Source organism: Parabacteroides sp. merdae-related_45_40 (genome assembly GCF_001915675.1).
The window spans coordinates 137,871-152,367 of the sequence record NZ_MNQY01000047.1; the positions used below are offsets into that span (position 1 = coordinate 137,871).

Here is a 14,497-nt window from a genome sequence, read left to right on the forward strand (position 1 = left end):
GACACTATTTATTAGGTTCACATACAACACGGAAACCGATTCCTCTGATATCGGAGTACCACCAGATACTCTTCGGTTGTTGCGGATCGGTTTTTAACCAAGCTTCATGTTTGGTATAATCACGGGAAGCGCAGCGAAGATCTGCCGCATCGGAGGTGTAATTACCGCCTCTCACTACCCATTCTGTACCTTCAGTAACTAATGGATCTGTGGCGCTACTTCCGCTTTTAGCGTAAGCTTCAGGATCATACTTGTCGGCACAATATTCCATTACATTACCCAACATATTCTTTAACCCAAAAGGGTTGGCTTTTACCAAATCCGGTTCTTGCGTCTTATTTTTGCTGTTCTTGCTATAAATCACATAAGAACCTATACTATCAGTCTTTGCGTCGAAAAATTTACGCCAGAAGCCTTGATCGGAGAAATCTTTTGGATTGCCCGTAAAGAAATAAGGCGTTTCCGTGCCGCCACGTGCCGCATATTCCCATTCCGCCTCGGTCGGTAAACGATAAGTCTTTCCTGTTTTCTTGGATAACCATTGGCAGAAAGTCTCGGCCGCATAATGAGTCATTGTAATAGCCGGGCGATCTCCGCCACCCCAGCCTTGATCCGGGAAACCGAACGGAGGTGTCGGACCGGAGATGGCATCGACATTCGGATTACTGTTATTTGCGTACACGGTCTCTGGCGGGGTACGGCCCTCACTCATCGTATTCCCATAGAAAGCCCAGTATTGATCCCAAGTCACCTCGACCTCAGCCATGAAAAACGGACTGACAGTTACGTTGTGTACAGGCGACTCATCTGCTTTATGAAATGCCTCTTTTTCCTCACTACCCATTTTGAATGAACCTCCGGGGATAGCAATCATCTTGAATGATACCATTGTTCCGGGAATTTGTTCTACATAGTCGGTGAAAGAGGTAACTGTAGTTGGTTCCTTAAAAAACAAGCTGGTATCCGAAGATGCCCCGGATGTATTTTGTCCTGGTATACCAACCATCTTGGAGTGATTGTAGTTTGGATTGTAATGTCCTGCATCCAAATGGCAACTAATACATTGTAGATCTAGCTTTTTCTCATTCTCATCATAATATAAATGTGCCGTTACACCATCATCGGTAATTCCTTCGGGGAATAAGTTCTGATGGCACTCCTTACAAGATTCATTGGGGATATATTTAACGGCGTGTTCCAACTCGGACTTAGTTTCCCAATTGAAATCCGCACTGTCTTTAGTCAAGTATGACCAAACATCTTTCATACCCAATTTAGCCTTTGCGCTATAATGTTTCCAAGTATTTGTTTGGGGTGGGAGGTGACAAGCTACGCAATGTGTCTTAACGCCACTTCCATTATTTACATGCTTGGAAAGTTTCCAACTGTTTTCTACGTGAGGATGCACGTGGCACATCATACAAGATTCATCTGTCGAGAAATATACAGATGTTTTATAAAGGGCGATCATAATCCCAGCTCCCAAAAATAATCCGAGGAACAGGATAAACGCCTTACTTTTGAAAAAATACTTTTTCCTCTCAGACGAGTATCGATTTGAAAATTTGTTAGTTGTCATCTGTTTCTATGGTATACGATTTACACTAAGTCTCAATTAGATTTAAAATCGGCAATAAAAGTAGTATATTCCTTTATATATTGAAAGAAAAAATAGTCTCTTTAACGAAAAATGTTGTCTTATTTACGCTTTTTTATCGCAATGGGAAGAGAGGGTGAATAATAAAAAGCGGCAACACATATTCATTGTGTTGCCGCTCACGCACGGAAGGAGAGGCTCGAACTCCCGACACCTGGTTTTGGAGACCAGTGCTCTACCGACTGAGCTACTTCCGTATTGCGGGTGCAAAAGTAGTTTAATAATTTGAATATGCAAGTAAAATATGAGAAAAAATAGTCTGCTTTTTAAAAAGGCATTTAGATTATATTTAGTATGTTTGCCAAATCAAAGATAAAGGAGTGGGAGTTTTTGTGCGAGATATCAAAGGGTTGCTTGAATCTGTGTCGGTAGATAACAGGGGAGCTTTCGAACGTTTTTATAATTTATATTATGATCAGGTTTTTCGCTTCGCTTATTATTGTTTAGGCGAGAAGGAGGCATGCCGTGAAGTTGTGACAGATGTTTTTTTCTCGGTCTGGCAATCTCGGAAACGATTAAAGGAGATTGATAATATAGATACTTATTTATATATTTCTGTACGTAACGAGTCTTTTCGTTATCAAGCAAGGAATAAAGACTTGAATAGGGCTTCTTTAAATGAGTTGTTGCCATTAATGGAAGAGGAAGATGAGGGTTCTCCGGAGGAGCATTTGGAGTTAAAAGAGATGAGAGAGATGCTTGATAAAGCGATTGACGAACTTCCTGAGAAATGCCGTCTTGTGTTTTTGATGTCTCGTGAGGAGGGATTGAAAACGAAGGAGATCGCGGAAATATTATCGGTTCAAGAGAGTACGGTTCGTGTACAGATGAAGATCGCTATAGAAAAATTGGTAGCCCGGTTGAAGCCGAGCTTTCCAAATATTTCATTCTCTTTATTGCTGATGTTTATTTTAATGTGATTTATAGATCTGCTTAAGCTTTCTATATGGGGATATTCCCTGTTAGAAGGAAAGATGATAGTTCTTTTATATCAGTAACGATTTTGTTTGCTCCGACATTCGCTAATTCTTCTTCATCCCCGTAGCCGTAAAGGACTCCTATTGAATCTATGTTATTCGCTTTGGCCCCTTCTATATCATATTTACGATCACCGATCATGACTACGTCAGACCGTGTTTTTATATCGGTACTGTCTAATACATATTGTATTACATCCGCTTTTTCGGAACGGTTTCCGTTGAATGTGCTTCCTCCAACAAATGTAAAATAAGATTCTAAGTGGAAATATTCTAGAATTTGTTGAGCGAAGGGTTGCGGCTTTGAGGTGGCTAAGTAGATTTTCATTTCGTTTTCGGTAAGCAAACGGAGTAATTCTTCAATACCTTGATACAGGGTATTCTCGAAAATACCTTGTTTTGAAAAATATTCCCGGTATTTAGCAATGGCTACATCTGCTTGCTCATCCGTAAACTGATAGAAGTCCTTAAAGGATGTTTTTAATGGTGGCCCGATGAAAGGGCATAAAGATCGTAAATCTTCTACTTCTATATTGAAATAGGAGAGGGCGTACTTTACAGAACTGGTAATACCAATCATAGGATCGGTTAATGTACCGTCCAGATCGAACAATATATGTTGATACCTTTTGTTATTCATTAGATATTAATAGGATTGAAAAAAGAAAGGCAAGATCTCTTTCAAGATTCTTGCCTTTTTGATGAGTCGGGATGAGAAGACTCGAACTTCCGACCTCCACGTCCCGAACGTGGCGCGCTAGCCAACTGTGCTACATCCCGTTTTTTGTATCGTTGTCTCGATTACGGGTGCAAAGGTACACATTGTTTTTGAACCTGCAAGAGAAAAGTGGATTTTTTTGCAGGAAAAATAGATAATTTACTGTCCTGTGAATTTTTCTTTCAAAACATTTGCTGGATTAAAAATAATACCTACCTTTGCACCCGTAATCGAAACAACGATATACAAAACGACATGATGGTGCCATAGCTCAGTTGGTAGAGCAAAGGACTGAAAATCCTTGTGTCCCCGGTTGGCACCACTTTTAAGAAAAGAAAAACGATGTAAATCCCTGAATTTCTTTGAAATTCAGGGATTTTTCATTTCCAAGAATAAGCAAAATAAGTGGGACTAAAGCAAACTATACATCCTTATTCGGGGGATAGTTTTAGAAAGCCTAAAATGTTACACAGCACAAGTGCTACTTCGTTTTTTTACAGCACATTGATCTATTTTACATAACCGGGTTCTCGGTTCGATTTCCTAACTTTGTATCATTAAAAATTGAGCTGTATGGAAAGAGAAATATTCAGCGTGTTGTTCTTCATTAAGCGTAGTAAAACGTTAAAAACGGGAAAGTACCTCTGCGTGTGAAATTCTATCAGATTTACCAAGACTTGGAATTGGAGGAAAAGATTGTCTCCGCACGTGCCATAGTAAACCGCTATCAGGGAAAGGACGAAACTTTCAAAACATTATATAATGTGTTCAAGGAGTATAACGACAACTTGGAAACTCGAATGAAACAGATCCCCAATATCCAACTTAAATTGACCCCCGATTTATTTTTCCTAAAATACAAAAAAAACATCATATAATCAGTTCATTAGCTTTCGATTTGTGCTGGGTTTGTAATTTTTATTTACTGCCAATATAGTCATTCATTTCTTCCCGCAAATTTTGCGTAAGGACTCTCCGTGCAGCTCAATTCTTGCGGCTTGGTGAGTTATTCTGTACATGACTGCGCCGGCTATTGTCTCCTTGCCGATGACATCATACTTGTCTTTGACCGGCAATTGTGATGCAATCAGTGTTGATTTCTTACCATATCGGTCTTCGATGATGTCCATCAGATGCATTCTGCTTCCGTTGTCCAACGGCTGCAAGCCGAAATCATCCTGTATAAGCATATCCGTCCTTTCTATCTTTTTCAGCTCCTACAGGATGCTACCTTTTACCTTGGTGGCCTTCAACTGCCCTAAAAGTCTGGAAGTATTGGCATACAGCACTTTCAATCCTTTCTGGCAGACTCTGTATCCCAAGGCTGTGGCAATGTAGCTCTTTCCTGTACCGGAGCTTCCCATGACAAACAAGTCGCACACCTCCTTGACAAAACTTGTTCATGCTGATTGATTTATTGGGAATACTATCTGTTTTGTCTATTTAATAGATTAATGTAGAATTATGAACTGATTCTGTAACTCTTTTAATGTTTTTTTGGTGGGGCAATTTAAATTGGATTTTGGGGAACTCTTTAGATAGGACAATGGGGGGACAGTTTATACCAAATTTTCCACCTGTCAATACACAGAAGAATTTTCATTGTTTATTACCGAAAAATAGAAGCAGTCTCTACAAAAAAAGACTGCTTCTGCTTCATTTCTAAAACAAATCAAAAAACAAATATGCTCAACTATTAATCTTAATTTTCTTTTAAGAAACGGATGATAACACAGGTTTGTCTGATACGGAAAACAAGTGTTCACTAAGCGCCTTCAAAGCATGCACTTTATCTTCCGCTTTCATCACCAACGATACATTACTACTACTTCCGCCGTATGAAATCATCCGTACGGGAATATCTTTCAATGCATTGATGATGCGTGCCTCAAAACCGACATTTTGCCATTCTAGGTCACCAACAACACAAACAATCACCATATTCTTTTCGACTGTAATCGTTGCGTATTTCCGTAATACACCCACAATCTCGTCTATATGCTTGTCATCATCAATCGTTACGGAAACCCCGATATCGGAAGTGGTCACCATGTCCACCGGCGTATTGTAATTATAGAACGTATCAAACACGATGCTCAGAAAATGAGGTGTCGGTATCGTATGGAGCGACTTGATCTTGACATACGTGATGTTGTCTTTGGCGGCAACAGCTTTGATCGCACCCTTTTCCGCCGTATTCGAGATCAATGTACCCGACGCATTTGGCTGCAATGCGTTCAAGAGGCGTACCGGTATGTTCTTTTCCTTGGCAGGCAGGATGCAAGTCGGATGTAGTATCTTGGCACCGAAATGTGCCAACTTAGCGGCTTCGTCGAAGTTCAACTGCCTAACAGGAGCGGTGTCATTGACAAACCGTGGATCGTTGTTGTGCATCCCGTCAATATCCGTCCATATCTGTATCTCTTCTGCTTGGATAGCCGCTCCAATTAGAGAGGCGGTGTAATCGCTTCCTCCTCTTTCCAAGTTGTCAATGCTGCCGTAAGCATTCCGGCAGATGAAACCTTGCGTAATATATATTTCTGCCTCTTTGTTTTGCTCCAAAAGTGTATTTAGGTGTTTAGCGATATATTCCATGTCCGGTTCATTGTCCATTGTAATTCGCATGAAGTTCAACGCAGGCAATAAAACTACCTTCACTCCTTGTTCTTCCAGATAGCAGGTCATCAGAAAGGTTGATATTAGCTCACCCTGCGCCAAGATTTCCTTTTCATCGAACATGCTGAAAGGCATATTAGAGAAAGACCAGACATGTTGAGACCGTTCAAGCATGTATTGCATGGCCCTTTCTTTGTAGGTATCGCTTTGGTATAATTCTTCTATATGATTGACATAAGCTTGTTCCAAAGCAGAAAGGATCGCATTGGCTTTTCCCGGATCTTTCTTATGGAAACACTCAGATATCTCCACTAAAGAGTTTGTTGTCCCTGCCATGGCAGAGAGTACTACTATTTTCTGTTCCTGATCGCAAATGATTGATGCGACATTCTTGATCCGCTGGGCAGAACCGACTGAAGTACCACCAAATTTTAATACTTTCATTAGACTATCTGATTTTTGATTTTACTTTTTATACATTGAATCTGATCACGAACGTGCTACCTTTACCGACTTCGCTTTCGATACGGATCGTACCACCATGAGCTTCCACAAAGTCCTTGCTGATGGCAAGTCCCAAACCGCTACCTTGTACTTTTGTTCCCGGCACACGGAAATAGTGGTCGAAAATACTTTCGTGGTAACGCGAGTCAATGCCCTTTCCGAAGTCCTTGACATAGATCTCGACGGCTTTGTCGATCTGTCGTGCACCGATGATAATCCGTCCGTTCTCCGACGAATAACGGATGGCGTTCGATAACAGGTTGGTCACAACCCAAGCAATTTTCTCGCTGTCGACAAACAATTTGGTGATCTTTTCAGGATACTCCACTTCGATCTGACAGTTAAAACGCTCGGCCTGTACCCGGTTCGCCTTGATGGCATAGTCGATCAGTTCGATCGGTTTGGTAATCTTCGGATTCAGGTAGAGCTTACCGCTTTCTACCTGTGACATCTTCAACAATTCGCCAGTGATCTCCAACAAACGGTCGCTATTTTCCTTTATGTTCTTGGAAAGGCTCTCCTGTTCTGTATTCAGTTTTCCGATCCGATTGTCTTCCAGCAGTTCCAAGCTCATCATGATAGCCGATATCGGTGTCTTCAGTTCATGAGAGATCGTTGAAATAAAAGTTGTCTTTGCAATATCTTTTTCTTTAAATTCGGTCACGTTCTTCAACAGGATCACATCCCCGACATACTTACCCTCCAGTCCAGTCTGCCTGTTAACGTTGATCGGGATGTATTTTACTTGAAAATAGCTTTCCTTGTTGTCCGCATAGATTTTCAACGGATCCTTATTGTCATCGGGATGTACCAACTGGCGGATCAAACGGCGCAGCAGATCATTTTTTAACGCCACTTCGGGAGCCGGTTTGTCGATAATGTTTTCCCGTGTCAAATTCAAAACAGTCAAAGCCTCGTCATTGACAAACAAAATCTTCCGTTCCTTACTCAAGCCTATGATAGGTTCTGCAATGCTGTTGATAATTGTTTCTATATATTTTTTCCCTTGCAGGATATCTTCCAGCGAACTGTTCCTGTATTCGGCCAAGCGCTCGGCCATCTCGTTGAACAACGTGGCTATTTCCTTAAACTCCGGTTCATTACCCAAATTGAGCCGTTTGCTGTAATTGGCATTGGTGATTTCCTTGATGCCATCCGTCAATTTCCGGATCTGTACGCTGACCGAGCGTGGCAGGCGAGCCAGAAAGAGGAAGGCGATCACGATACAAGCAATCCCTACCGTCCAGATCCAAAAGAGAGACCTTTCCGCCGTATGGACAGCCACTTCATTCTTTTCATAAATGGCTGACATATTGACTGCCATAATGGTATAAATCGTCTGGCGTATCTGCCGAATCGATTCATCATCCATGTCATCCAACGCCTTTTCACAGTTCGAACTTAATCGGTTGGTCAGTATGTCTTCATCCTTCTCTGTCAGATTTTTTTTCTGAGCTTCCAACCCGGCCTCAAACTCTTTTCGGGCATTCGGATTTTCCCGAATGGCATCCAGTGACTCGAGCATCTGACGGGAATAAAGGAGTGAATTATAATTATCCGCTAGGATATTCTGCGTGTCATCCGATACATTATGAATGTTTTTTATAGCCAATCCACCTAATAAAGTGATCAGGACAAATAAAAGTCCTATCCCATAAGTCAACTTTGTTTTTATATTCATATTCATGGAAGGATTTTTATGCTAATATTATTAAATCAATGCCTAATTGAGCCAACTCTTCTAACATGTTCCGATAGTGAACCATCGCAAGGATAGCGGAAGGATATTTTAAAGCTGGTCGTCCGATACATAGCGTACTGATTTGCTTTTCTTTACAAACCTGTACGATCGCATCCGTTATATGTGGGGATTGCACTTGAATGATTTCTCCTCCAAGTTCCGTTGCCAACTTGAAATGGTTAAGCAAATGCCTTTGACTTGCCAACGGAATCCTGTCGGAACTTTCTCTTGGGGTTTGTACATACAGTACAAAAAACTTGGAATTATATCGGGTTGCCAACCGTGCGACTTTCCGTATGATCTTACGGGGAGTTTTCTCATTACTGCTGATGCAGGCCATAAACCTTTCGTGGCGTACGCCGAGATTCTCTGGAATGGTATTCTCCACTTTTTTTTCTACCCGCAAAGCTACCTCTTTCAATGCCAACTCCCTAAGCTGAAGAATATGTTCAGCCTTAAAGAAATTATTTAATGCTGTTTGTATCTTATCGGGTTTGTATATTTTTCCGGCTTTTAACCGAGCCAGCAATTCGTCAGCGGTAAGGTCTATGTTGACCACTTCATCAGCCTGCTCCAGTACGATATCAGGAATACGTTCCTTGACCTCAATGCCAACCACGTCCTGCACCATCTCGTTAAGTCCTTCTATATGCTGAATATTGACCGCCGTGATCACACTGATACCGGCATCCAGTATATCCATGACATCCTGCCAACGCTTTTCGTTCTTACTGCCTTCGACATTGGTATGAGCCAATTCGTCAACGATGACAACTTCAGGATGGATACTGAGAATCGACTGCAAGTCCATCTCTTCGATCTCTTTTCCTTTATAAAATATCTTGCGGCGGGGGATGATAGGCAATCCTTCCACCAATGCCTCCGTCTCGACTCTCCCATGTGTTTCTATATAACCGATCTTGACATCGATACCGCTTTCCAGTAATTGGTGGGCATCTGATAGCATCCGATACGATTTACCTGACTTTTTCAACAAATCTAAAAAATGTTGTACACTTTGTTCTCGGTCCATGCGTATTATTATATCAAGGTCTTAAAGAAATTCCCAAGACAAGATGGGCATCCTCCATACGAGGGTTCCAAATTGCCTGTGTAAAAATAGGTAATGAGAAAGAATCCGTGATTTTGATATCTTTCGTTGCTTTCAATGCAACATTCGTTACTGCAAATCCACTATTTACATCACCTCCATACGTAGTTATTCCCGCATCATACGGAAGAACACCACAAGTTGCATTCAGATCGACGCCCTTCACTGTGAATGGAAAATTCAACTCCACATAAGAAGAATAGTTTTGGTTTCCATTTTCATCTTTGTCTTGACCGGCAAACATGAAATTCCAAGTGATAGACAAAGGTAACTTCTCAATAGGCAAAGTGTAAGCCAAACCTGCTTCAAAATGGTGATCTGTTTCATGGCTTTTGAAGTTAAAATAACGGCAAGAGCCTTGCCCTGCCCACCATAAGCTAGCGACAGACAATGTAGGACCAGCTGATCCGAATGTATACGCTGCCGTTAAATCTATCTCTTTAGCCGCAGGCATAGATGTAGAGTTTGCTCCCTGAAAATCGGTAGATCCCCAGGCTGTCAAAGAGAAATTACCTACCCCCAGTGATAGTGTCGGCTGGAAGCTAGCACCAGTTTGGTAGAAACCACGCCAAATATAGGAACTTACCAAATCTCCCTGTACAGAAAAACTTACTTTACCATCCTCTTCCTGTGCATTAGCCAACGTAGAAGATGCCATTGAGAATACAACTGCCAAGGCTGCTACTTTTTTTACGAATGATTTCATAACCTAAATCTAATTGACTTATTAAAAATTTGTTATTTGTTATTTGATGCTTGATCAAGCGCAACATTTAATTTCAATACATTTACTTTCTCCGTTCCGAACATACCCAATAACGGTTTCTCAACATGAGAATTGACGATACCCATTACCTTTTCTTCCGACCATCCACGAGCGTCCGCTACACGTTTGGCCTGTGCATAAGCGGCTTTCGGTGAGATATGGGGATCCAAACCGGAACTGCTGGCCGTGATGATTTCAGCCGGAACTTTTTCACGGGTTAGGTAAGGATGATGAACCAAGAATGTATCAATACGTTCTTCCAACAAAGCTAAATGTTCTTCATTGGAAGGTCCCTTGTTACTACCTGCCGAACTGGATGCATCGTAACCGTCACCAGCATGGGAAGGACGTCCCCAGAAATAAATATCTTGCGTGAAATTCTGACCAACATTGGCGGCCCCCACTACTTTTCCATTCAATGTAACCAGTTCGGCATTACCCTTATTCGGTCCTGCCACTTGGGCAAACAACCACAAAACGAAGATGTAGAAAACACTGAAGAACAAACAAAATGCAATTGTCAGTCTTAATGATTTAAAAAGATTTGATATCATAATGAATTATTGTTTTATTTTCTTAACCTTCCTCCTATCTTCATACAGAGGGAGGAAGGTTTTTAATATTGATTTTACTTTTACATGAATAAACTTACAATCATATCTATCAACTTGATACCAATGAACGGGGCAATTACACCGCCCAAACCGTAGATCAGCAAGTTGCGACGAAGCAATGCGGAAGCACCGATCGGTTTATAAGCCACACCACGTAATGCCAGAGGGATCAGAATCGGGATGATGATCGCATTAAAGATGATCGCACTCAGGATCGCTGATTCCGGACTGTGCAGGTGCATGATGTTCATCGGGGCCAATGCCGGGATCGTAACCATGAACAGAGCTGGTACGATAGCGAAATACTTGGCCACGTCGTTAGCGATACTGAAAGTAGTCAGCGTACCGCGAGTCATCAGCAACTGTTTACCGATTTCGACAATCTCGATCAGTTTCGTTGGGTCGTTGTCCAAATCAACCATATTACCAGCTTCCTTGGCAGCCTGCGTACCACTGTTCATTGCGACACCAACGTTTGCCTGAGCCAAGGCCGGGGCATCGTTCGTACCGTCCCCCATCATGGCGACCAGCTTACCGTTTTCCTGTTCCTTACGGATATAGTTCATCTTGTCTTCCGGTTTGGCTTCGGCGATATAATCGTCTACACCGGCTTTTTCAGCGATATATTTTGCGGTCAACGGGTTATCACCGGTTACCATTACCGTCTTCACACCCATCTTACGCAAACGTTCAAAACGTTCTTGGATACCCGGTTTGATGATATCCTGTAACTCGATCACACCAATGATGAAATCATCCTGTGAAACAACCAGCGGAGTACCGCCGTTACTCGTGATCTTCTGAACCAAATCGGCCACTTCTTTCGGATATTTGTTGCCGGCAGCCTCACTCATCTTACGAATAGCATCAAAAGCTCCTTTACGGATGCGAGTACCGTTTGCCAAATCCACCCCTGAACATTTAGTTTCTGCCGTAAACTTGATCATCTTTGATCCAGATGTATTCAGATCATGTACACGTACACCTTTTTCACGTCCCAGTTCCACGATTGACTTACCTTCGGGTGTATCGTCAGAAAGAGAGGACAGTAGACAAGCTTGTACAAAAGAGTGTTCGTCAATGCCGGATACCGGATAGAATTGGGTTGCTTTACGGTTACCGATCGTGATCGTACCGGTCTTGTCGAGCAGCAAAGTATCAATGTCACCGGCTGTTTCAACCGCCTTACCGGATTTGGTGATTACATTAGCAGACAACGCACGATCCATACCGGCAATGCCGATGGCAGATAACAAACCACCGATCGTAGTCGGGATCAAACAAACGAACAAAGAGATAAAGGCTGCGATCGTAATCGTCGTGTTGGAATAATCAGCAAACGGTTTCAAGGTACCGCAAACAACAACGAATACCAATGTAAAACCTGCCAGCAAGATTGTCAAGGCGATTTCGTTCGGAGTTTTCTGGCGAGAAGCGCCTTCCACCAAGGCGATCATCTTATCCAAGAAACTTTCACCCGGTTCGGTCGTCACTTTCACCTTGATCTGGTCGGACAATACTTTCGTACCGCCTGTTACAGAACTCTTATCTCCACCCGCTTCACGGATCACCGGAGCAGATTCACCTGTGATGGCGCTTTCATCGATAGAAGCCAGACCTTCGATAATTTCACCATCGGAAGGAATCGTGTCGCCGGCTTCACAAATAAAGATGTCGCCTTTCTTCAACTGAGAAGAACTGACCGTTTCGATCTTGTTACCGACACACAATTTGGCAGGAGTTTCTTCCCGGGTCTTACGCAAACTGTCGGCCTGAGCCTTGCCTCGTGCCTCTGCAATCGCCTCTGCGAAGTTGGCGAAAAGCAACGTGGCGAACAATACAATAAACACTAAGATATTGTAACCGAAAGATCCTTGCGTTGTATCACCGGTGGCAGCAGCCCAAATCGTAACAAACAACATGACGAACGTCACCACCTCCACGATAAACATGATCGGGTTACGGAACATCATCCGCGGATTCAACTTAACGAATGATTGCTTCAAACTTTCTATAACGAGCTCCTTTGGAAATAAAGAAGCAGTTTTGTTATTTCTCATCTTCTTAATCTGTCAATTAGTAAATACTAAAATATTCGGCGATCGGGCCTAATGTTTGTGCCGGGAAGAATGACAAGGCAGCAACGATGACGATTACGCAGAATGTCATCACACCGAATGTAACCGTATCAGTCTTTAATGTACCCGCGCTTTCCGGAGTGTACTTCTTGTTTGCCAAAAGACCTGCAATAGCTACCTGTCCGACAATTGGCAAATAACGTGAAATGATCAGTGCCAAACCGCAAGTGTAGTTCCAGAAATAGGTATTGTCGCCTAATCCTTCAAAACCGGAACCGTTGTTAGCAGAAGAAGAAGTATATTCATATAACATTTCACTGAAACCATGGAAACCGGGGTTGTTCAACCAGCCACCCTCGCTCTCTACGAATTCAGGGGCATATACCCATACGTAGGAAGAGATAGCCGTAAAGATCAAAATCACGAACGGGTGAGCCAACGAAACGATCGTCGCAATCTTCATTTCTCGGGCTTCTACCTTTTTACCTAAGAATTCCGGCGTACGTCCGACCATCAAACCGCTGATGAATACAGCTATGATCAAGAATGCATAGTAGTTCATGAAACCTACGCCGACACCACCAAACCATGTATTGATCTGCATGTTCAACATCTCCACCATACCGGAAAGAGGCATTGTGCTGTCGTGCATACCGTTAACGGAACCATTAGAGGTGACGGTCGTAGTCACAGACCACAAAGCGGTTGCGCCCGGACCCAGACGGGTTTCCTTACCTTCCATAGCACCACAAGACTGGTCAATACCCATCTCGTCGATTTTCGGGTTACCTGCCATCTCATAGTGAACGTTACAGAATACCCCCAAAAGATAAGCAAACAGCATTACACCATAGATCACATAACCTAACTTTTTACGTTTCAGATAAAATCCCAAAGCAAATACCAATGCCATCGGAATGATCAGAATAGACCAGCATTCTACAATATTGGTCAGGTAAGTCGGGTTTTCCAATGGGTGAGAAGAGTTTACTCCGAAGTAACCACCACCATTCGTACCTAACTGTTTAATCGGAACGATTGCAGCTGTAGGGCCTTGTGAAACAGTTTGTTCTGCTCCTTCCAATGTCGGGATTGTCATTTTGGAGTCGAAGCCCATCGGCGTACCTTGTATGATCAGGATGAAACCCACGATCAGAGACATCGGGAAAAGGATACGTGTACAGCTGATCACTAAATAGTGCCAGAAGTTGCCGATTGTTTTAGTTGTTTTGGTAGCCATCGATTTCATAATTCCAGCCATAGCAGCCATACCTGTTGCAGCAGTGATGAACTGGAACAACATGATGACGAACAACTGTGTAAAATAAGTCAAACCGCTTTCTCCGCTATAGTGCTGCAAGTTACAGTTAACCATGAAACTAATACACGTGTTGAACGCCAAATCTGGACTTTGTCCGCTGTTCCCATCAGGATTCAAAGGAAGATATCCTTGCGATACCAACAGGATCATACCCCAGAAGAACCAAAATACGTTTATAATAAGCAGAGATTTCAAGAATGCCTTCCAATCCATCTCTTCATTGGGGTTGATACCCGCCAGTTTGTAAATAAATCTTTCAATTGGAGCCATGAAACGCATGCAGTCGTTTCCATCCTTATACACCTTGGCGATATGCTTTCCCAGCGGGTAACTGATAACCAGCAGCAGCAATATCTGCAATGCTACACCTAAAATTTCTGTATTCATCTTTTCA

Annotated in this window: 10 protein-coding genes, 3 tRNA genes and 2 pseudogenes; 3 read left to right on the forward strand and 12 right to left on the reverse strand. The window is 42.5% G+C overall.

Translation table 11 applies throughout. The features are described 5' to 3' along the window. Positions 1–4: 4 nt before the first annotated feature. Both BHV83_RS07220 and BHV83_RS07225 read right to left on the reverse strand, forming a co-directional pair. A complete protein-coding gene (locus BHV83_RS07220) occupies positions 5–1,579 on the reverse strand; it encodes an SUMF1/EgtB/PvdO family nonheme iron enzyme (RefSeq protein ID WP_122246345.1) in 1,575 nt (524 codons plus the stop codon). 202 nt (positions 1,580–1,781) lie between these two features. Continuing rightward, positions 1,782–1,854: transfer RNA gene (locus BHV83_RS07225), tRNA-Trp, on the reverse strand. Positions 1,855–1,989: 135 nt separating this feature from the next. Between BHV83_RS07225 and BHV83_RS07230 the strand changes: the two genes are divergently transcribed. Further along, the gene (locus BHV83_RS07230; RefSeq protein ID WP_286757121.1) at positions 1,990–2,577 is read left to right on the forward strand and encodes an RNA polymerase sigma-70 factor; all 588 of its coding nucleotides are present in this window, start codon (positions 1,990–1,992) and stop codon (positions 2,575–2,577) included. Positions 2,578–2,599: 22 nt separating this feature from the next. On the opposite strand, the gene BHV83_RS07235 is transcribed toward BHV83_RS07230, so the two are convergent. Together BHV83_RS07235 and BHV83_RS07240 are read right to left on the reverse strand one after the other, a co-directional pair. Then, entirely contained in the window at positions 2,600–3,274 is a 675-nt protein-coding gene (locus tag BHV83_RS07235) for an HAD family hydrolase (RefSeq protein WP_286757123.1), read from the reverse strand. 66 nt (positions 3,275–3,340) lie between these two features. Beyond that, a tRNA-Pro gene (locus BHV83_RS07240) sits at positions 3,341–3,414 on the reverse strand. Between the two features lie 198 nt (positions 3,415–3,612). Here BHV83_RS07240 and BHV83_RS07245 point away from each other — a divergent pair. Beyond that, a tRNA-Phe gene (locus tag BHV83_RS07245) sits at positions 3,613–3,674 on the forward strand. 251 nt (positions 3,675–3,925) lie between these two features. Further along, positions 3,926–4,140: pseudogene (locus tag BHV83_RS21720) on the forward strand (site-specific integrase); the annotation flags it as partial. Between the two features lie 153 nt (positions 4,141–4,293). Here BHV83_RS21720 and BHV83_RS07255 read toward each other — a convergent pair. From BHV83_RS07255 to kdpA, 8 genes and pseudogenes are all read right to left on the reverse strand, one after another. Continuing rightward, positions 4,294–4,737 (reverse strand): annotated as a pseudogene (locus BHV83_RS07255) (ATP-binding protein); the annotation flags it as partial. Positions 4,738–5,065: 328 nt separating this feature from the next. Beyond that, complete coding sequence (locus BHV83_RS07260) at positions 5,066–6,412, reverse strand: aspartate kinase (RefSeq protein WP_057327956.1); 1,347 nt, start codon at positions 6,410–6,412, stop codon at positions 5,066–5,068. A gap of 28 nt (positions 6,413–6,440) precedes the next feature. Further along, positions 6,441–8,159 (reverse strand): sensor histidine kinase, encoded by a 1,719-nt coding sequence (locus BHV83_RS07265; RefSeq protein WP_034531510.1) that lies wholly within the window; start codon positions 8,157–8,159, stop codon positions 6,441–6,443. A gap of 10 nt (positions 8,160–8,169) precedes the next feature. Further along, a complete protein-coding gene (locus BHV83_RS07270) occupies positions 8,170–9,246 on the reverse strand; it encodes a sensor protein KdpD (RefSeq protein ID WP_286757129.1) in 1,077 nt (358 codons plus the stop codon). 13 nt (positions 9,247–9,259) lie between these two features. Beyond that, positions 9,260–10,030, reverse strand: a complete 771-nt coding sequence (locus tag BHV83_RS07275) for a hypothetical protein (protein WP_005868608.1) — start codon at positions 10,028–10,030, stop codon at positions 9,260–9,262. A gap of 32 nt (positions 10,031–10,062) precedes the next feature. Further along, positions 10,063–10,644, reverse strand: a complete 582-nt coding sequence (locus tag BHV83_RS07280) for a K(+)-transporting ATPase subunit C (RefSeq protein ID WP_005868610.1) — start codon at positions 10,642–10,644, stop codon at positions 10,063–10,065. 80 nt (positions 10,645–10,724) lie between these two features. Further along, positions 10,725–12,764 (reverse strand): potassium-transporting ATPase subunit KdpB, encoded by a 2,040-nt coding sequence (gene kdpB / locus BHV83_RS07285; protein WP_005868612.1) that lies wholly within the window; start codon positions 12,762–12,764, stop codon positions 10,725–10,727. Between the two features lie 16 nt (positions 12,765–12,780). Beyond that, positions 12,781–14,490 (reverse strand): potassium-transporting ATPase subunit KdpA, encoded by a 1,710-nt coding sequence (kdpA, locus tag BHV83_RS07290; protein ID WP_057326909.1) that lies wholly within the window; start codon positions 14,488–14,490, stop codon positions 12,781–12,783. Between the last annotated feature and the right edge of the window lie 7 nt (positions 14,491–14,497).

What these genes read in the sequence shown, in the direction of transcription:
- BHV83_RS07265 (WP_034531510.1), bottom strand. Translation starts at nt 8,159, where the DNA reads ATGAATATGAATATAAAAACAAAGTTGACTTATGGGATAGGACTTTTA.
- kdpA (WP_057326909.1), bottom strand. Translation starts at nt 14,490, where the DNA reads ATGAATACAGAAATTTTAGGTGTAGCATTGCAGATATTGCTGCTGCTG.
- BHV83_RS07260 (WP_057327956.1), bottom strand. Translation starts at nt 6,412, where the DNA reads ATGAAAGTATTAAAATTTGGTGGTACTTCAGTCGGTTCTGCCCAGCGG.
- BHV83_RS07280 (WP_005868610.1), bottom strand. Translation starts at nt 10,644, where the DNA reads ATGATATCAAATCTTTTTAAATCATTAAGACTGACAATTGCATTTTGT.
- BHV83_RS07220 (WP_122246345.1), bottom strand. Translation starts at nt 1,579, where the DNA reads ATGACAACTAACAAATTTTCAAATCGATACTCGTCTGAGAGGAAAAAG.
- BHV83_RS07235 (WP_286757123.1), bottom strand. Translation starts at nt 3,274, where the DNA reads ATGAATAACAAAAGGTATCAACATATATTGTTCGATCTGGACGGTACA.
- BHV83_RS07275 (WP_005868608.1), bottom strand. Translation starts at nt 10,030, where the DNA reads ATGAAATCATTCGTAAAAAAAGTAGCAGCCTTGGCAGTTGTATTCTCA.
- BHV83_RS07270 (WP_286757129.1), bottom strand. Translation starts at nt 9,246, where the DNA reads ATGGACCGAGAACAAAGTGTACAACATTTTTTAGATTTGTTGAAAAAG.
- kdpB (WP_005868612.1), bottom strand. Translation starts at nt 12,764, where the DNA reads ATGAGAAATAACAAAACTGCTTCTTTATTTCCAAAGGAGCTCGTTATA.